At 62.3% G+C, this 18,016-nt stretch carries 16 protein-coding genes; 4 read left to right on the plus strand and 12 right to left on the minus strand.

Features of this window, described 5'->3' with window-relative positions:
* The first annotated feature begins 212 nt into the window (after positions 1–212).
* Positions 213–1,397, plus strand: a complete 1,185-nt coding sequence (locus tag AC0L3L_RS28420) for an amino acid aminotransferase (protein WP_473640287.1) — start codon at positions 213–215, stop codon at positions 1,395–1,397.
* A gap of 133 nt (positions 1,398–1,530) precedes the next feature.
* Entirely contained in the window at positions 1,531–2,355 is an 825-nt protein-coding gene (mazG, locus tag AC0L3L_RS28425; RefSeq protein ID WP_123151460.1) for a nucleoside triphosphate pyrophosphohydrolase, read from the plus strand.
* A gap of 6 nt (positions 2,356–2,361) precedes the next feature.
* Here mazG and hflX read toward each other — a convergent pair whose 3' ends face one another.
* From hflX to dusB, 8 genes are all read right to left on the minus strand, one after another.
* The gene (gene hflX / locus AC0L3L_RS28430) at positions 2,362–3,753 is read right to left on the minus strand and encodes a GTPase HflX (protein ID WP_473640289.1); all 1,392 of its coding nucleotides are present in this window, start codon (positions 3,751–3,753) and stop codon (positions 2,362–2,364) included.
* Positions 3,754–3,999, minus strand: a complete 246-nt coding sequence (gene hfq, locus AC0L3L_RS28435; protein WP_006202172.1) for an RNA chaperone Hfq — start codon at positions 3,997–3,999, stop codon at positions 3,754–3,756.
* Positions 4,000–4,144: 145 nt separating this feature from the next.
* Positions 4,145–5,005, minus strand: a complete 861-nt coding sequence (locus AC0L3L_RS28440; protein ID WP_473640291.1) for a D-amino-acid transaminase — start codon at positions 5,003–5,005, stop codon at positions 4,145–4,147.
* A 190-nt stretch (positions 5,006–5,195) separates the two neighbouring features.
* The gene (gene ntrX, locus AC0L3L_RS28445) at positions 5,196–6,557 is read right to left on the minus strand and encodes a nitrogen assimilation response regulator NtrX (protein ID WP_473640293.1); all 1,362 of its coding nucleotides are present in this window, start codon (positions 6,555–6,557) and stop codon (positions 5,196–5,198) included.
* Positions 6,547–8,832, minus strand: a complete 2,286-nt coding sequence (locus AC0L3L_RS28450) for a sensor histidine kinase NtrY-like (RefSeq protein WP_473640295.1) — start codon at positions 8,830–8,832, stop codon at positions 6,547–6,549. Before AC0L3L_RS28450 ends, ntrX begins: the two co-directional genes overlap by 11 nt.
* 222 nt (positions 8,833–9,054) lie before the next feature.
* Positions 9,055–10,515 carry a nitrogen regulation protein NR(I) gene (gene ntrC, locus AC0L3L_RS28455; RefSeq protein WP_023799224.1) on the minus strand — a complete coding sequence of 487 codons (1,461 nt, stop codon included), beginning with the start codon at positions 10,513–10,515 and terminating at the stop codon, positions 9,055–9,057.
* Positions 10,512–11,654 carry a two-component system sensor histidine kinase NtrB gene (locus tag AC0L3L_RS28460; RefSeq protein ID WP_473487462.1) on the minus strand — a complete coding sequence of 381 codons (1,143 nt, stop codon included), beginning with the start codon at positions 11,652–11,654 and terminating at the stop codon, positions 10,512–10,514. Before AC0L3L_RS28460 ends, ntrC begins: the two co-directional genes overlap by 4 nt.
* On the minus strand, positions 11,651–12,679 hold the full coding sequence (gene dusB / locus AC0L3L_RS28465; RefSeq protein WP_473640297.1) for a tRNA dihydrouridine synthase DusB: 1,029 nt from the start codon (positions 12,677–12,679) through the stop codon (positions 11,651–11,653). Before dusB ends, AC0L3L_RS28460 begins: the two co-directional genes overlap by 4 nt.
* A 236-nt stretch (positions 12,680–12,915) precedes the next feature.
* On the opposite strand from dusB, the gene AC0L3L_RS28470 reads away from it, so the two are divergent.
* Both AC0L3L_RS28470 and AC0L3L_RS28475 read left to right on the plus strand, forming a co-directional pair.
* Complete coding sequence (locus AC0L3L_RS28470; protein ID WP_473640299.1) at positions 12,916–14,145, plus strand: bifunctional 2-C-methyl-D-erythritol 4-phosphate cytidylyltransferase/2-C-methyl-D-erythritol 2,4-cyclodiphosphate synthase; 1,230 nt, start codon at positions 12,916–12,918, stop codon at positions 14,143–14,145.
* Complete coding sequence (locus AC0L3L_RS28475) at positions 14,142–14,651, plus strand: CinA family protein (protein ID WP_473640301.1); 510 nt, start codon at positions 14,142–14,144, stop codon at positions 14,649–14,651. Before AC0L3L_RS28470 ends, AC0L3L_RS28475 begins: the two co-directional genes overlap by 4 nt.
* Here AC0L3L_RS28475 and AC0L3L_RS28480 read toward each other — a convergent pair.
* From AC0L3L_RS28480 to lpdA, 4 genes are all read right to left on the minus strand, one after another.
* A complete protein-coding gene (locus tag AC0L3L_RS28480) occupies positions 14,627–15,085 on the minus strand; it encodes a type II toxin-antitoxin system RatA family toxin (protein ID WP_473640303.1) in 459 nt (152 codons plus the stop codon). The genes AC0L3L_RS28475 and AC0L3L_RS28480 overlap by 25 nt on opposite strands.
* Positions 15,086–15,097: 12 nt before the next feature.
* Positions 15,098–16,063 (minus strand): lipoyl synthase, encoded by a 966-nt coding sequence (lipA, locus tag AC0L3L_RS28485; protein ID WP_473640304.1) that lies wholly within the window; start codon positions 16,061–16,063, stop codon positions 15,098–15,100.
* A gap of 133 nt (positions 16,064–16,196) precedes the next feature.
* Complete coding sequence (locus AC0L3L_RS28490; RefSeq protein WP_473640306.1) at positions 16,197–16,454, minus strand: GlsB/YeaQ/YmgE family stress response membrane protein; 258 nt, start codon at positions 16,452–16,454, stop codon at positions 16,197–16,199.
* Between the two features lie 96 nt (positions 16,455–16,550).
* Positions 16,551–18,014, minus strand: coding sequence for a dihydrolipoyl dehydrogenase (gene lpdA, locus AC0L3L_RS28495; protein WP_473640308.1), 1,464 nt, complete (start codon positions 18,012–18,014; stop codon positions 16,551–16,553).
* Positions 18,015–18,016 lie beyond the last annotated feature (2 nt).

The following is an 18,016-nucleotide window of genomic DNA, read 5'->3' on the forward strand; positions in this document are numbered from 1 at the left end:
GGCGTCATGGAACGGCGTCGACCAACTGACATGCGGAAAGCCACATTTGCCTGCTGCGTCCTCCTCGCCGTGTCGTGGAAATGACGAGTACGATGAGCCGTGCCAATCGAGGCTTGTCTTCCGGTTTGGCGGTTTTCAGCTTGGTGCAAATGAAACCGCTGGCGCAGCACGGCCGATTTGCGTATCACTCCGCCGCCAACGGAACCGCGCCGATGTTTGAAGACCTCCAGCCTGCCCCAGCCGACAAGATCCTCGCCTTGATCGGCCTGTTTCGCGCCGATCCCCGCCCCGGCAAGGTCGACCTCGGCGTTGGCGTCTACAAGGATCGCGATGGCAAGACGCCGGTGATGCGCGCCGTGCGCGAAGCCGAAAAGCGACTGCTGCAGGGCCAGGATACCAAGACCTATCTCGGCCTTGCCGGAGATACCGGCTTCAACACGGCGATGGCGAAGCTGGTCTTTGGCCCTGGGGCCGAGCTGACGCGCATCCGTGCGGCGCAGGCGCCCGGCGGCTCGGGCGCGCTGCGACTGGTGGCTGAGCTGCTCAAGAGGACGCGATCGGACGCGACGATCTGGCTGTCGGACCCGACCTGGCCGAACCACATGCCGGTGATGCGAGCCGCCGGCCTGCAGATACGCGAATATCCCTATTTCGACACCGCCTCAGGTGCTGTTCGCTTCGCCGACATGATAAGTGCGCTGGCGACCGCCAAGAGCGGCGACGTGGTGCTGCTGCATGGTTGCTGCCACAATCCGACAGGCGCCAATCTGGACACCGCGCAGTGGGCTGAAATAGCCGACCTCGTCGTCGAGCGCGGCCTGCTGCCTTTTGTCGACATTGCCTATCAGGGCTTTGGCGAAGGCCTCGACGCTGACGCCGTTGGCTTGCGCCTGCTGGCGGCGAAAGTCCCGGAAATGGTCGTTGCCTCGAGCTGCTCGAAGAACTTTGCCGTGTATCGTGACCGTGTCGGCGCGGCGATGATCCTGGCCAAAGACAGCACGCAGGCGGATGTGGCGATGAGCCAGATGCTGTCGGCCGCCCGCGCCATGTACTCGATGCCGCCTGACCACGGCGCGGCCGCGGTGCGCATCGTGCTTGAAGACGCCACGCTGCGCGCCGACTGGGAAGCTGAGCTCGAGGAGATGCGCCTGCGTATGCTGCGGCTTCGTGTCCAGCTCGCCGAAGCGCTGCGGCGGCAGTCCAATTCCGATCGCTTCGATTTCGTCGCCAGCCATCGCGGCATGTTTTCCCGGCTTGGCCTGTCCGAAGCGCAGGTCGAGCGGCTGCGCGACGAGCACGGCGTCTATATGGTCGGCGACAGCCGCATCAACGTCGCTGGCCTGCCGGAGGACGGGATGGACGCGCTCGCCAAGGCGATCGTCTCCGTGCTCGACTGAGCACTTTGCTTGACTATGATCTTTTCCGAAAACCTGCTTCCACTTTTCGGATCATGGCCCGCAACTGTGGACAATGCGCCCTTGCCGGCTGACAGCATTTGCCGAGTGATCGGTGCACGATAGCATTCGACAGATGAAACCCTCGAAAGACATTTCCCGGCTGATCGAAATCATGGCGGCGCTGCGGGCGCCGGAAACCGGCTGCCCGTGGGATATCGAGCAGGATTTCTCGACCATCGCGCCCTACACGATCGAAGAAGCCTACGAGGTGGCGGATGCGATCGCGCGCGGCGACCTGGGCGATCTACGCGACGAGCTCGGCGATCTGCTGCTGCAGGTCGTCTACCATGCGCAGATGGCCGAGGAGGCCGGTGAATTCGCCTTTGGCGACGTGGTCCAGGCCATCACCACAAAAATGATCCGCCGCCATCCGCATGTCTTCGGCGACGACAAGGCGCGCAGCGCCGGCATGGCCAAGGGCATGTGGGAGAAGATCAAGGCCGAGGAAAAGGCGGAAAAGCGAAACGCCCGCCTCGCCCGCGGGCACGATCCTGAGGATCATGGCAAGGGTTTTCTGGACAGTGTACCGGTCGCCCTGCCCGCTTTGACCCGAGCGCTCAAGCTACAGGAAAAAGCGGCCCGCGTCGGCTTCGACTGGAGCGAGGCCACGCCGATCCTCGACAAGATCGAGGAAGAGATCGGCGAGTTGCGCCAAGCCCTTGCCAAGGGCGATACGGCTTCGATCAAGGACGAGTTCGGCGACATGCTGTTTGCCGTCGTCAATCTCGGGCGTCATCTCAAGGTCGATTCCGAAGCGGCGCTCAGCGGCACCAACGAGAAATTCCGGTCGCGGTTCCACTATGTCGAGCACGCCCTGGAAGCGTCCGGAAACACCCTGGAAAAGGCGACGCTCGACGAGATGGAGGCGCTTTGGCAGCAAGCCAAGAGCGCGAAGTAACAGCGATTACCCGTTGTTTTTACGGCGCAATCTGCTTTCTATCTCTTCATGTGCGCTTTGCGTCGCCTTGAGCGCGACGGTCACGCCGCCGTCTTCATTGTCGGTGCGCGAGACGACGTCGCCATTGCGGTAGAGCCAATCGACGAGCCCGAGCTGCTCAGGCTTGAGCGTGACGGTCAGCGTTTCCAGTTCGCCAGACACTCTTGTCTCGATGATCGCCTTCAGCACATCGATGCCCTCGCCGGTGGCGGCCGATATGGCAATCGGCGGCGCCTTGTTGCCGTCGATGCCGTCGGCGAGCAATCGCGCCCGGTTGCCTTCATCGAGCCGGTCGATCTTGTTCCACACTTCGATGACACGCTTGGTGTCGCCGGCATCGACGCCGAGATCGGCGAGGATGCGCTCGACATCCTCGGCCTGGGCGGCCGTGTCGGGGTCCGAAATATCGCGCAGGTGGATGACGAGATCGGCCTCGACCACCTCTTCCAGCGTTGCCCGGAAGGCTGCAATCAGATGCGTCGGCAGATCCGAAATGAAACCGACCGTGTCCGAAAGGATGACCGGCGTGCCGTGCGGCAGTCGCACCTGACGCAGAGTCGGGTCGAGCGTGGCAAACAGCATGTCCTCGGCCAGCACCCCTGCTCCGGTCAGCCTGTTGAACAGCGTCGACTTGCCGGCGTTGGTATAGCCGACGATCGCCACCACCGGGAACGGCACCTTCTTGCGCTTGGCGCGGTGCAGGTCACGGGTGCGCCGCACGGTTTCCAGCTCGTGCTTGAGCTTCTTGATCTTGTCCTGCAGGGCACGGCGGTCCGACTCGATCTGTGTTTCACCAGGACCGCCGAGGAAACCGGCGCCGCCGCGCTGGCGCTCGAGGTGGGTCCAGCTTCGCACGAGCCGGCCCTTCTGATAGTTGAGGTGAGCCAGATCGACCTGCAGCGTGCCTTCCTTGGTCCGTGCGCGCTCGCCGAAAATTTCCAGGATCAACCCGGTGCGGTCCAGCACCTTGGCGTTCAATTCCTTTTCCAGGTTGCGCTGCTGCACCGGCGTCAGCGGATGGTCGACAATGACCAGTTCGGCACGGCCCTCTTTGACGATCTCCGCGAACTCCGCGACCTTGCCGCTTCCGAGCAGGGTTGCAGGCCGCGGATCGTTGACGGTCACAACCGCGGTATGGATCGGGTCGAGGTCAATGGCTTGGGCAAGGCCAACCGCCTCGTCGTGGCGGGCCTCGGCAGAACGCGTCAGGCGCGGACGATTCGTGTCTTCGTCGCCTCGTGGCTGGCGGGTAAGCACGGGCACAATGACCACGGCCCGGGTCGAGCCTTCGGCTTCCGTCCCCGGCTGATATGCTGGTTTTTCGCGAACGCTGCGGTCCGCGTCTTTCTTACGTGCCAATCAGGCGCCCTGGCTTTCCTCGCCATCGAACATCTGAACCGGCTGGCTCGGCATGATCGTGGAAATGGCGTGCTTGTATACGAGCTGAGAATGGCCGTCTCGACGCAGCAGAACACAGAAATTGTCGAACGAAGTGACCACGCCGGTCAGCTTCACGCCGTTGATGAGGAAGATGGTGAGTGGGTTTTTGCTTTTGCGAACTGAATTCAGGAACAGGTCCTGAAGATTTTGCGATCGTTCCGCCATTGTTCTTGTCTTTCGCCGATCCCCTTCGGTTTGCAGGCCAATGCGCCAAATTACCCGGCACGTGTCAAGCGCGCAAACACCATCTTGCCGTCAATAACGACAAGCAGAACGAGATATATTGATGTTCATTCCACCTGTGCGGTTATCAGGCTGGACTTTTTTCCGCAACGTCAAAAAAGGCTTGCCGCAAGGAAAGTGTTATCCAGCCCGGATGGCCGTTGGCGACGGGTGCACCGTCGATCGCCACGATCGGCATGGCGATCGTGGTCGCGGAGCTGATGAAAACTTCGCGCGCGGCTTTGGCTTCGGCGACCGAAAAGCCCCGCTCCTCGATCTTCAGGCCGAGCTTGGCGGCCACTTCGAACAGCGTGGTGCGGGTGATGCCGCGCAGGATGCCGTGCTCTGCCGGACGCGTGACCAGCACGCCATCCCTGGTGATGATCCAGGCGTTCGACGATCCACCTTCCTTGACGATGCCGTCGGCATCGACGAACCAGGCTTCCTGGGCACCGGATTCCTTGGCCTTCTGCTTGGCGAGCACATTTGGCAACAGGCCGACCGACTTTATATCGACCCGATCCCAACGGTTCTCCGGCACGGTGATAACCTTGATTCCGCTTTCGGCTCTCTTCGTGGCAGCAGCGGGGTCGGCTTTCCTGGCCGTTACCACCAGCGACGGCTTCGTGCCCGCCGGAAAAACAAAGTCACGGCTGGCGACGCCACGCGTCACCTGGAGATAGACCAGGCCATCGGTGACATGGTTGCGGCGGACCACCTCGCGCATGATGATCGGCAACACGCCCCGCGTGACCGGCCAGTCGATCGACAATTCGGTCAGCGAACGGTTCAGCCGTCCGAGATGGCGAGGCATATCGACGATGAAGCCGCGCGCCACCTCACAGACCTCGTAGACGCCATCGGCGAACTGGTAGCCGCGGTCTTCGATATGCACGAAAGCGTCGGCGTGAGCGACATAGCGCCCGTTCACATAGGCAATGCGCGGCATGGGTCACCCTTGGAGAAGTCAGCGCATGACCCCGAAAATCGGAATCGATTTTTTTCGGGGTCATGCACAAAAAACGAATGCTACAGTGTCCTTTGCGCGTCCCAAGAGACGCGCGGCGCTGTAGCGCTTTCTTAGGCGATTCCGCCGCCGCCGTAACCGATAATTGCGTAAGCCACGATTGGATTGGCTATCAGACGCCCAGCGACTTCAGCTTGCGGTGAAGCGCCGAGCGCTCCATGCCGATGAACTCGGCCGTCTTCGAGATGTTGCCGCCAAAACGGTTGATCTGGGCGATCAGATAGTCCTTCTCGAACTGTTCGCGCGCTTCACGCAACGGCAGCGCCATGATGTGCTGATCGGATTGATTGGGCGTGCGCGGCATGACATCGCCGATCTCGGCAGGCAAGAGATCGGCGGTGATCGGTGCATCGATATCGTCGCCGCGCGCCAGGATCATCAACCGCTCGACATTGTTGCGCAACTGGCGGACGTTGCCTGGCCAGTTGTGTGCCTGCAGCACCGCCAGCGCGTCGTCGCCGATGCGTCGCGGCCGGATGCCGGCCTGGCGGGCGATCTGCTTCATGAAATTGTCGACAAGATAGGGGATGTCCTCCCGCCGCTCGGCCAATCCCGGCACCATGACCGGAACCACCGCCAGACGATGATAGAGATCCTCCCGGAAACGACCGTCGGCGATCATCGCCTCCAGGTTCTGCGAGGTCGACGAGATGATACGGACATCGACCTTGACCCGTTTGGTGCCCCCTACCCGCTCGAACTGCTGTTCGACCAGCACGCGCAGGATCTTGTTTTGCGTTTCGCGCGGCATGTCGGCCACTTCGTCGATGTAGAGAATGCCGCGATGGGCTTCCTCAAGCGCGCCGACCTTGCGTTCGACACCGTTGGATTCGGTGCCGAACAGCTCGACCTCCATGCGTTCGGGCGTGATGTTGGCAGCGCTCAGCGTGACAAATGGGGCGCTCTTGCGCGCCGACAGCGTGTGGATGGCGCGTGCCGCGAGTTCCTTGCCCGAGCCGGACGGGCCTACGATCATGACGCGGCTGTTGGTCGGCGCGACGCGCTCGATGGTCTGACGCAACTGGCTCATCGCCGACGACATGCCGATCAGGTCGAAGGTTTCGCCGCTGCGCAGCTTGAGATCAGAAACCTCGCGTCTCAGTTTCGAGGTTTCAATTGCACGTTCGGCGATGAGGATCAGCCTGTCGGCCTTGAACGGTTTCTCGATGAAGTCATAGGCGCCGCGGCGGATGGCCGAAACCGCCGTCTCGATGTTGCCGTGGCCCGAGATCATCACCACGGGCAGGCTCGGGTGCATCGTCTTGATCTCGTCCAGCAGCGCCAGCCCGTCCAGACGTGAGCCTTGCAGCCAGATGTCTAAGAAGATCAGCCTCGGCGCCCGGTCGGCAATCGCCGCCAGCGCGCTGTCGGCATCGAATGCCGTGCGGGTTTCGTGACCTTCGTCGCTCAGGATACCGGCGACAAGTTCGCGGATGTCTTCCTCGTCATCGACGATGAGAATGTCAGACGCCATTACCGACCTTTTCAGTTTGTCTTTCGTGTTCCGTCCTGCCTTCGCCGCGCGACGGCACGGTGGCGGCGAGCGGCAGGATGATGCTGATCATCGCGCCTCGCCCGTCGTGGAAATCCGCCGGCGCGTCATGCAATTCGAGCCGGCCGCCATGGTCCTCCACTATCTTCTTGACGATAGCGAGGCCGAGCCCCGTGCCCTTCTCACGTGTCGTCATGTAAGGCTCGAGCAATCGCTGACGATTCTCGCGCGGCAAGCCCTTGCCGTTGTCGATGACATCGATGCGAATCGCACCATTCTGGCGCCCGGCTTGAATCCGGATTATGCCGTGCGAGCGGTCCTTCTGATCAAGTCCGTCAATCGCCTCGGCCGCGTTCTTGATGACATTGCCAAAAGCCTGCGCCATCAGGCGGCTGTCGAAAGTGCCTTTGAGCGGTTCGTTGCCGAACACGCGCTCGAAGGTAATATCGGCGCGGCTCACTTCGACGAGGAACGAAGCTTCGCGCAACGATTCGCGCAAATCGAGGGCCTTCATTTCGGGCTTGGGCATGCGTGCGAAAGCGGAGAACTCGTCGACCATCCGGCCGATGTCCTCAACCTGCCTGATGATCGTGTCGGTGCACTGATCGAAAACCTCGCGGTCTTCGGTGATGACCTTGCCGTAGCGGCGCTTGATGCGCTCGGCGGAAAGCTGGATCGGTGTCAGCGGGTTCTTGATCTCGTGGGCGATGCGCCGCGCCACATCCGCCCAGGCCGAAGAACGCTGCGCCTGGACCAGATCGGTGATGTCATCGACCGTCACAACATAGGATTTCTCCTCCGCACCATCGTCGCCGGCCTCGACCGTGATCTGCACGTTGAAGGTGCGCTCCGTACCGGCGCGATAGAAGGTCACCTGCTCGCGGTGGACAGGCTTGCCCGACTTGCGGCCGATCTCGAAGACGCGGCCGACATGCGGCAGCACCGCGGAGAGGTTTTGCCCGAGTGCGGCGGTGGCGGATATGGCCAGCATCGTTTCCGCCGACCGGTTGACGATGGTGACGATGCCATATGGATCGACCCCGATGACGCCGGCGGTGACACCGGCAAGCACGGCCTCCGAAAAGCGCCGCCGCTCGTCGATCAAATCTTTGGCGGACAGAATCTCGTTGCGCTGCGATTTCAGTTCCAGCAGCATCTTGTTGAAGGTGTCGCCGAGCGAGGCGACGTCGCCGTCGGAGGGCCGAACCGGCACGGCAACGTCGAGATTGCCGGTCGCGACCTCGTCGGCCGCGCCGATGAGCTGGCGGATCGGCCGCACCAGACGGTCTGCCACGGCGATGCCGGTCCAGATGGCGGACAGAATGATGATCAGCGTCAGCGACAGATAGGGAAGTGCGAAGGCCACCTGCGAGGTGCGGCGATTGTCTTCCAGACCGCGATATTCGTCGGTGTTGGATCTGACAATCTGCCGCGCCTTGATCACCTCGGGATCGACGAGCCGGATGGTGTAGAGATAGAGCCCTTCGATCTCGCGCAGCTTGACGATGGCGCCCATGATGTTGCGCGTCTTCGGCTCGATCAGCACCGGCCTGCCGTCGGCGGCACTGCTCATGGCGCCTTCCGGCGGCTCCGGCATGGCAAAATCGGCGTCGGTCTTGGCGCTCATGACGAATGAACCGTCGGGCCTGACCAGTGCGGCATGGGCCAAGGAGCGTCCGACGGCTTCCTTGTTCATGAGATCGAGGAAGCCGGTTCGATCGAGGCCGTAGAGCGTGCGGGAGGCGTCGAGATCGTAAGCCATCGACAGGGTCGTCCCCTGGAGATTGCGCGCGTTCTCCTGCACATAGGCGTCGGCGATCGAAAGCGACGAATTGACGATCGTCTTGGTGCGGATCTCGAACCAGCGATCGAGGCCGATATCGAGTGTGATCGAGGCGATGATCGCCACCATGATGGCGGGAATCGCGGCGACCAGCGCGAACATGGCGACGATCCGCACATGCAGCCGCGACGCCGCCTTGCCGCGCCGGCGCGCCATCAAAATGCGATGCACTTCGCGGCCGACCAGCGCGATCAGGAACAGGATGAACGCCGCATTGAGGGCGATAAGCGCCAGCGTCGTCCTCTCGTCCGGCGTGATCGGCGTGGCGCCGACGAGAATGGCGAAGGAGATCGCTGCCGTAACCAGCGCACCGGCAATTGCCACCACGCCCGGCAGCGCGAGCAGCCGGCGCCCGTCCCGTGTGCCAGGTTCGCTGAAAAGCGTTTCGCTCGGTGTCGGTGCCTGTGAAGCCATGTCGCCGTCTAGAGCCAGTGATTGCGTCGGATGTATGCAACGCATTGTGGCGATTATGCAACAAGTGTGGCCTGTACGGAAATGTTTCGGCGATCGATCCCCCGAAAAGGCTTCGCTCTGTCGCACCAGCCCGAAAAATCGGAATCGATTTTTCGGAAAGCACGATGCGACTACTCAAAGTGCTAGAGCGAACTTTGTACGTCGGAACGGACGGACGTCGCTCTAAGCCTGCCTGGTCGATTTATAGACGTTGACGCCGAGTTCGCGAATTTTCTTGCGCAGCGTGTTGCGGTTTAGCCCGAGGAGTTCCGCAGCCTTGATCTGGTTGCCGCGGGTTGCCGTCATCGAGGCCAGGACCAGCGGATATTCGACCTCGGAGAGAATACGCTGATAGAGGCCGGCGGGCGGCAAATCGCCGGCGAACGAAGCAAAATAGCGCTGCAGGAAATGTTCCACCGCCTGGCCGATGGACAGATCGTCGGGTATGAGGTTGCCGCCACCGGGAACGACCGGCCTCTCGCCGGTCTTCAGTTCCGCCTCGATGACTTCGGCGGAAATCTCATCCTGCGAATAGAGCGCGGCCAGCCTGCGGACAAGATTTTCGAGCTCGCGCACGTTGCCTGGCCACGGATAGCGCTTCATCAGCTCGATGCCGCCTGTGGAAATGCGCTTGGTCTGCAGGCCTTCGCTGGCGCCGAGCTTGAAGAAGTGCCGGACGAGATCCGGAACGTCCTCGGACCGCTCGCGCAGCGCCGGCAGCCTTAGCGGCACGACATTCAGGCGATAGAACAGATCCTCGCGGAAAAGCCCTTGATTGATCAGCGTGCGCAGATCCTTGTTGGTGGCGGCGACGATGCGCACGTCGGTCTTGATCGGCGTACGGCCGCCGACGGTGGTATATTCGCCTTGCTGCAGGACACGCAGCAGGCGCGTTTGTGCTTCCATCGGCATGTCGCCGATCTCGTCGAGGAAGAGCGTCCCGCCTTCGGCCTGCTCGAAACGGCCGGTGGAGCGGTTTTGCGCACCGGTGAAGGCGCCCTTCTCGTGCCCGAACAGTTCCGATTCGATCAGGTCGCGTGGGATCGCCGCCATGTTGATCGCGACGAACGGGCCGCCGCGGCGGCGGCCGTATTCGTGCAGCGCGCGCGCCACCAGTTCCTTGCCGGTGCCCGATTCGCCTGAAATCATCACCGTCAGGTCGGTCTGCATCATGCGCGCCAGCATCCGGTAGATATCCTGCATGGCGGCCGAGCGGCCGACCAGCGGCATCGTTTCCGGCGGCTCGTCGGCCCGCGCATCGATCTTCGGCCGTCGGGGCTCGGAAAGCGCCCGGTTGACGATGTTGAGAAGCTCGGTCAGGTCGAACGGTTTCGGCAGATATTCGTAGGCGCCGGTCTCGGAGGCGCGAATCGCGGTCATGAACGTGTTCTGGGCGCTCATGACGATGACGGGCAGTTCCGGCCGTGCCTTCTTGATGCGCGGCAGCATGTCGAAAGCGTTTTCGTCCGGCATGACTACGTCGGTGATGACGAGATCGCCCTCGCCCGCCGCCACCCAGCGCCACAGCGTCGAGGCGTTGGACGTCACGCGCACCTCATGGCCGACGCGCGAAAGCGCCTGATTGAGGACGGTGCGGATGGCCGCATCGTCGTCGGCGACAAGAATATTGCCGCGAACCGTCATTTGCGGTCTCCTTCACCATCGTCGTCTGTGCCGAACGGCGTTTCTTTCCAGGCTGGCATCAGGATGCGGAAGGTGGTTGCGCGCGGCGTTGAATCGCATTCGATGATGCCGCCATGCTCGCCGACGATTTTCGCGACCAGCGCCAGACCAAGCCCCGACCCGTTAGGCTTGGTGGTGATGAAGGGATCAAACAGGATCGGCAGGATATCTTCGGAGACGCCAGAACCGTTGTCGCGCACGCAAAATTCCAGCGGCAGCGACACGCGGCCCTGCGTTCCCGGAACGGAAACACGGATGCCCGGCCGGAACGCGGTCGACAGAGTGATCTCGCCTTGCGGATCGCCGCCAATGGCCTCGGCCGCATTCTTGACCAGGTTGAGGAACACCTGGATGAGCTGGTCGCGGTTGGCGAAAACTGGAGGCAACGATGGATCATAATCCTCCAATATCTTGATCCGCTTGGCAAAACCGTTCTTGGCAATCGCCTTCACATGGTCGAGCACGACATGGATGTTGACCGGATAGCGGTCGATGGGCCGCTCGTCGGAAAACACCTCCATGCGATCGACCAGCGAGACGATGCGGTCGGTCTCGTCGGTGATCAGCCGGGTCAGCGCGCGATCTTCGTCGGAAGCGGATAGTTCGAGCAGCTGGGCAGCACCCCGAATGCCGGATAGCGGGTTCTTGATCTCGTGGGCGAGCATCGCAGCAAGGCCGGTCACCGAGCGTGCCGCACCGCGGTGCGTCATCTGACGATCGATCTTGTCGGCCATCGATCGTTCCTGGAACATCACCACGACGGAGCCCGGGAATTCCGACACCGGCGCGACATAGAGGTCGACGACCTTCTCGATGCCGAGGCGCGGCGACGATACGTCGACCCGGTATTCGTTGACGGGTGCCCGGCGCTCGCGCACCTGGTCGACGAGCGTCAGCAGTGGGCTGCCGAAGGGAATGAGCTTGGGCAATGTGTTGCGGGCGAGCATGGTCGCGCTCGAGCGGAAGAAATCTTCGGCATCGGCATTGGCGAAGGTGATGACCCCTTCAGCATCGACCATGATCACCGGGCGGCGGATGGTGTTGAGTACGATGTGGGCGGCGTCCGCCATACCCATGCTCTGTGCAATGGTGGCATTCATGCTGCGCTCCGCAGGTTCATCGCCTTGGCAGCGCGTGAAAACACCTCGCGCAACGCGGCAACGACGCGGACGGGCTCGAAGGAGGTGAGGATGGCCTTTCGCCGCTCATCAACGACGCCAGCGGCGTGGCGGTCGAGATACCAGCCAAGATGCTTGCGCGCCTGGCGCACGCCGCTTTCGATGCCGTAGAGCGTTAGCATGTCCTCGTAGTGGGCAACGATGTAGTCGGCCAGCGCTTGCGGACTTTCGGGCACATCAGGCGCCGCCTCTTTTGCCGCGGCTGCCGCGATGCTGCCTGCCGTCCAGGGCGCGCCATAATGCGCGCGGCCGATCATCACCGCGTCGGCGCCCGACTGGTCGAGGATCATTGCTGCCTCCGCCGGCGAGCCGACATCGCCATTGGCGACGACCGGGATCGACACAGCCTGCTTTATGCGCGCGATGGCGCGCCAGTCCGCCTTGCCCTGGTAGAACTGGCAACGCGTGCGGCCATGCACCGTCACCATCTTGACGCCCGCCTGCTCGGCGCGGCGCGCCAGCAGCGGCGCGTTGAGCGCGCTTTCGTCCCAGCCGAGCCGCATTTTGACCGTGACCGGCACCTCGACGGCGCCGACCACCGCCTCGATCAGCGACAAAGCGTGATCGAGATCGCGCATCAGCGCCGAGCCGGCATAGCCGCCCGTCACCTTCTTGGCCGGGCAACCCATGTTGATGTCGATGATGTCGGCGCCCTCGCCCGCGGCGATTCGAGCGCCCTCGGCCATATGCGCTGCATCATGGCCGGCAAGCTGGACCATGTGCACAGGCAGCCCGGAATGGCGGATGCGAAGGCCGCAACCGGTCCTGCCCCTGGCAAGCTCGCCGCTCGCCACCATCTCCGACACGACCAATCCGGCGCCATGCGCATAGGCACGCTGCCGGAACGGCTCATCTGATATACCCGACATGGGCGCGAGAAAAGCGCGATTGCGGATTCTCACACGACCCACATCCAGCGGCGAAGCCAATTTGGTCAGGTCAAGCATGCACAAAAACCAAGCATTTCTAATTGCTGCACATTCTCTAGCCAGAATGGCAGCAATGTGCAACGCGCAATGACGTCACATTAAGGCGCATTTGGGAAAAATGCTGGCGTTCGGCCCATACCGCGTCCAAAGCGCCCTGCGTTCTTGGGAAAGGAAGCTTTGGCGCTTTGCATCTGCGCATGATCTCTTCCGAAAAGCGATTCCACTTTTCAGGATCATGCGCTAAGCGTCTCGGCATGACAGATGCAAGCGAAAAGCAGGCCTTGGCTGCGGACGACAAGGTTGCGGTTGTTATCGTCGCCGCTGGCCGCGGCGCGCGCGCCGGTCAGGCCGACGGACCGAAGCAATACCAAAGGATCGGTGGCCGTGCCGTCATCGCGCGCACACTGGACATGTTTCTGGCGCATCCGAGAATCGGTCCTGTCGTCGTCGCCATCCACGCCGACGACAGCGCGCTTTTTCGCAGCGCCGCCGGAGCCAACGCCGATCGGGTCATCACGGTGACCGGTGGCGCGTCCAGGCAGGACTCCGTCCGGCTCGGGCTGCTTGCGCTGAGAGGCTATGCACCGAGCCAGGTTCTGGTCCATGATGCCGTTCGCCCGTTTGTCGACGCGGAATTGATAGACCGTACGATCGCCGGCATCGGCGAGCGCCAGGGAGCGCTGCCTGCCCTGCCCGTCGCCGACACGCTGAAACGTGAGTCGGCCGCCGGCATGATCAGCGAGACGGTTTCCAGGAACGGGCTTCATGCCGCCCAGACGCCGCAAGGCTTTCCGTTCTGGCCGATCCTGGCCGCCCATGAAAAGGCACATCATCTGGGCAAGACGGACTTCACCGACGATGCTGCGATTGCCGAATGGGCGCGTATTCCGGTGAAAATAGTTCAGGGTTCGCCGGACAATGTCAAGCTGACCTGGGCAAGGGATATTTCGATGGCGGATCAGCGGCTTTCCGGCGAGCAGCCGCGTTTTCCGGACATCCGCACCGGCAATGGCTACGACGTCCATGCCTTCGAGCCCGGTGACCATGTCGTCCTGTGCGGCGTCTCCATACCGCACGACAACAAACTGGCCGGCCATTCGGACGCCGATGTCGGCCTGCACGCCTTGACCGATGCGCTGCTCGCCACTTGCGGCGCCGGCGACATCGGCACGCATTTCCCGCCATCGGATCCGCAGTGGAAAGGCGTGGCCTCGCGGATCTTCGTCGAGCATGCGGCAAAACTGGTGCGCGCGCGCGGCGGGCGCATCGCCAATGCCGACATCACGCTGATCTGCGAGGCGCCGCGGGTCGGCCCGCATCGCGAAGCAATGACCGAAACCCTTTCGGCAATGCTGGCAATTTCCCGGGACCGTATCTCGATCAAGGCGACGACCAACGAGAAGCTCGGCTTTGTCGGCCGCGAGGAGGGCATAGCGGCTATCGCGACCGCCAGCGTCGTATTTCCAGGGGACGTCCCCGAATGAGCAACAGCGATCTCGCAGATGCCTTGCTTCAGGCCTGCCAACAGCGCGGCATCATGCTGGCGACGGCCGAGAGCTGCACCGGCGGCATGATCATCGCCGCCCTTACCGACATCGCCGGCTCTTCGACGGTGGTCGACCGGGGTTTCATCACCTATTCCAACGAGGCCAAGAAGGAGATGCTCGGCGTTTCCGCCGCCACGCTCGAGGCGCACGGCGCGGTCTCGCGGGAAACGGCGGTCGAGATGGCGCAGGGCGCCCTGACCCGTTCGCGCGCCGGCCTCACGCTTGCGGTCACCGGGATTGCCGGTCCAGGCGGCGGCTCGACGGAAAAGCCCGTCGGCCTGGTCTGGTTCGGTATCGCCTTGACTGGCCGACCGGTCGTCAGCGAATGCCAGTTGTTCGCCGACAAGAGCCGCAATTTCATCCGCCGGGAAACGGTCAGGCATGCGCTTGAACTGGGCTTGCGCGCGCTCGCTGCGGATCAGGCTGCCGGCGCTGCGCCATAGATGACGTCGGCGCGCTTCTCGAACGCCTCGGAGAACATGCGGAAGGCGCGATCGAACATCGCTCCCATTACCGCACCCAAAATACGGCTCTTGAATTCGTAGTCGATGAAGAAGCAGACATTGCAACCGCCGGCGGCCGGCTCGAAACGCCAGACATTGCTCAGATATTTGAACGGTCCGTCGATGTATTTGACGTCAATGGCGTTCTCGTCAGGCTTTAGCAGCACCTGGGTCGTGAAAGTCTCGCGGATCGCCTTGTAGCCAATGCTCATGTCGGCGATGAGCAGGGTGCGTCCGTCGCGTTCTTTGCGCGAGCGAACCGTAAGTGCCTCGCAAAGCGGCAGGAATCGCGGATAGGATTCGACATCGGCGACCAGAGCGAACATCTGTTCCGACGTATGCGCAACGCGGCGATGGGCTTCGAATTGTGGCATGAAACCAGTGTGTTAGGCGGACTTCCTGAGAAACGCTTCCCGCGCTGCGCGCAGCTTGGCGAAATCGTCGCCGGCGTGATGCGACGAACGTGTCAGCGGGCTCGATGCCACCAGCAGGAAGCCCTTGGTCCTGCCGATCGTCTCGAAGGACTTGAATTCCTCCGGCGTGACGAAACGGATCACAGGGTGGTGTTTCTTCGACGGCTGCAGATATTGGCCGATGGTCATGAAGTCGACATTGGCCGAACGCAGATCGTCCATCAACTGCAGGATCTCGTTCCGCTCCTCGCCGAGGCCAACCATGATGCCGGATTTGGTGAAGATCGACGGATCGAGTTCCTTGACCCTCTGCAGGAGCCTGATCGAATGGAAATAGCGGGCCCCTGGCCGGACCGTCAGATAGTTCGACGGCACGGTCTCCAGATTGTGGTTGAACACGTCCGGCTTCGCCGCCACCACGATCTCCAGCGCGCCTTCCTTGCGCAGGAAGTCGGGCGTCAGGATTTCGATCGTCGTCGAAGGCGTTGCCGCCCTGATGGCGCGGATGACCTCGGCAAAGTGCTGAGCTCCGCCATCGGCGAGATCGTCGCGGTCGACTGAGGTGATGACGACATGGGTCAGACCCATTTGCTTAACGGCGTGGGCGATGCGCGCCGGTTCATCGGGATCAAGCGCGGTCGGAATGCCGGTGGCAACGTTGCAGAAGGCACAGGCGCGCGTGCAGATCTCGCCCATGATCATGAAGGTGGCGTGCTTCTTCTCCCAGCACTCGCCGATATTGGGGCAACCGGCCTCTTCGCACACCGTCACCAGTCTGTGCGACTTCACGATCTCGCGCGTCTCGGCATAGCCTTTCGACATCGGCGCCTTGACGCGGATCCAGTCGGGCTTGCGCAGCACATCCTGGTCAGGCTTGTGCGCCTTTTCGGGATGCCGCAGGCGCGGCGCAGTGGCGATCGTGTCGAGGACGGTGACCATCAGAAATCCAGTTCATTCGCGATCGCTTTCCGGCGTTCGCTTTCACAAGTCATCTAGGACTTTTCGCTGCAAAGAAAAAGGCCGCGGCGGCGCATGCCGCCACAGCCGTATTCGCATGGCAAGAGTTCAGCAACTAACGGCGCACCATGCGCCCTACCCAGATCAGCAGGCAAGCGCCAATGAAACCGGTGATCAGATAAGCGATCCAGCCGGCGCCGAAGGCGCCGATGTTGAGAGCCTGCAGGATGGCATTCAGCACGATCGCGCCGACGAGGCCAAGAACGATGTTCATCAAGATGCCCATGTTGCTCTTCATGAACATCTCGGCGAGCCACCCCGCTAAACCGCCGATGATGATCGCTGCTACCCAGCCCACGCCATTCACGTCCATATGCCCTCTCCTCAAATGATGAATGCATCCGGAAACGAATTACCTTGCCGTTGAGTTCCTTGGCTTTCACGTGTCGAGTCTCACGCGGTCAATTTATCACGCGTTCAGCGCGCGGCCATGGGCGTCGAGGACGCTTTCCTTCATCATCTCCGACAGCGTCGGATGCGGGAAGATCGTATGCATCAGTTCTTCCTCGGTGGTCTCCAGGTTCATCGCCACGACAAAGCCCTGGATCAGCTCGGTCACTTCGGCGCCGACCATATGCGCGCCGAGCAACTGCCCAGTCTTCTTGTCGAAGATGGTCTTGACGAAACCCTGGTCTTCACCGAGCGCGATGGCTTTGCCGTTGGCGGCGAACTGAAAGCGGCCAACACGGATGTCCTTGCCCTCGGCCTTCGCTTTCGCTTCCGTCAACCCGACGGAGGCGACCTGCGGGTTGCAATAGGTGCAGCCCGGAATCTTCAGCTTGTCAGTGGCGTGCACGCCAGGGAAATTTGCGATCTTTTCCAAGCAGACCACGCCCTCATGTTCGGCCTTGTGGGCGAGCATGGGCGGGCCGGCGACATCGCCGATGGCATAGATGCCGGGCACATTGGTGTTGCCGTAACCGTCGACGACGACGCAGCCGCGCTCGGTCTTCACGCCGAGCGCTTCGAGGCCGAGGTTCTCGACGTTGCCCTGCACGCCCACGGCCGAGATCATCCGGTCGGCGGTGATCTTCTCAACCTTGCCGTCCTTCATCTCGACATGCGCGGTTACCGAATTCGCACCGTTCTCGACCTTGGTGACCTTGGCCTCGAGGATGATCTTCATGCCTTGCTTCTCGAACTGCTTCTGCGCGAATTTCGAGACCTCTGCGTCCTCGACCGGCATCACCGCCGGCAACAGCTCGACCACTGTCACCTCCGCGCCCATGGTGCGGTAGAATGAGGCGAATTCGATGCCGATTGCGCCCGAACCCATCACCAGCAGCGATTTCGGCATCTCCTTCGGCACCATGGCTTCAAAATAGGTCCAGATCAGCTTGCCGTCGGGCTCGATGCCGGGCAGCGCACGCGGCCTGGCGCCGGTCGCCAGGATGATGTGCTTGGCGGTGTAGGTGCCCTCACCCTTGACGCCCTTGGGCGCCGGCGGCTGCGGCTCCATCGGTTTCTTCGACGATTTCGACACGACGATCTCGCCCGGCTTATCGCCGGAAGCCGCCTTGGTCAGCTTGGCTTCGCCCCAGATCACATCGACCTTGTTCTTCTTCATCAGGAAGGCAACGCCGCCGTTCAGCCGCAACGAGACCTTTCGCGAGCGGTCGACCACGGCAGCGGTATCGACGCTGACCTTGCCGTCGATCTTCAAGCCGTAGTCCCTCAGATGATCGGAATAGTGCATGATCTCGGCTGAGCGCAGCAGCGCCTTGGTCGGGATGCAGCCCCAGTTGAGGCAGATGCCGCCGAGATGCTCGCGCTCGACGATTGCCGTCTTGAAGCCGAGCTGGGCGGAACGCACCGCCGTGACGTAGCCGCCGGGGCCGGAGCCGATGATGATGACGTCGTAGTTCTCAGCCACGG

Source organism: Mesorhizobium sp. WSM4849 (genome assembly GCF_055811385.1).

What these genes read in the sequence shown, in the direction of transcription:
- AC0L3L_RS28420 (WP_473640287.1), top strand. Translation starts at nt 213, where the DNA reads ATGTTTGAAGACCTCCAGCCTGCCCCAGCCGACAAGATCCTCGCCTTG.
- mazG (WP_123151460.1), top strand. Translation starts at nt 1,531, where the DNA reads ATGAAACCCTCGAAAGACATTTCCCGGCTGATCGAAATCATGGCGGCG.
- hfq (WP_006202172.1), bottom strand. Translation starts at nt 3,999, where the DNA reads ATGGCGGAACGATCGCAAAATCTTCAGGACCTGTTCCTGAATTCAGTT.
- AC0L3L_RS28440 (WP_473640291.1), bottom strand. Translation starts at nt 5,005, where the DNA reads ATGCCGCGCATTGCCTATGTGAACGGGCGCTATGTCGCTCACGCCGAC.
- ntrX (WP_473640293.1), bottom strand. Translation starts at nt 6,557, where the DNA reads ATGGCGTCTGACATTCTCATCGTCGATGACGAGGAAGACATCCGCGAA.
- AC0L3L_RS28450 (WP_473640295.1), bottom strand. Translation starts at nt 8,832, where the DNA reads ATGGCTTCACAGGCACCGACACCGAGCGAAACGCTTTTCAGCGAACCT.
- ntrC (WP_023799224.1), bottom strand. Translation starts at nt 10,515, where the DNA reads ATGACGGTTCGCGGCAATATTCTTGTCGCCGACGACGATGCGGCCATC.
- AC0L3L_RS28460 (WP_473487462.1), bottom strand. Translation starts at nt 11,654, where the DNA reads ATGAATGCCACCATTGCACAGAGCATGGGTATGGCGGACGCCGCCCAC.
- dusB (WP_473640297.1), bottom strand. Translation starts at nt 12,679, where the DNA reads ATGCTTGACCTGACCAAATTGGCTTCGCCGCTGGATGTGGGTCGTGTG.
- AC0L3L_RS28470 (WP_473640299.1), top strand. Translation starts at nt 12,916, where the DNA reads ATGACAGATGCAAGCGAAAAGCAGGCCTTGGCTGCGGACGACAAGGTT.
- AC0L3L_RS28475 (WP_473640301.1), top strand. Translation starts at nt 14,142, where the DNA reads ATGAGCAACAGCGATCTCGCAGATGCCTTGCTTCAGGCCTGCCAACAG.
- AC0L3L_RS28480 (WP_473640303.1), bottom strand. Translation starts at nt 15,085, where the DNA reads ATGCCACAATTCGAAGCCCATCGCCGCGTTGCGCATACGTCGGAACAG.
- lipA (WP_473640304.1), bottom strand. Translation starts at nt 16,063, where the DNA reads ATGGTCACCGTCCTCGACACGATCGCCACTGCGCCGCGCCTGCGGCAT.
- AC0L3L_RS28490 (WP_473640306.1), bottom strand. Translation starts at nt 16,454, where the DNA reads ATGGACGTGAATGGCGTGGGCTGGGTAGCAGCGATCATCATCGGCGGT.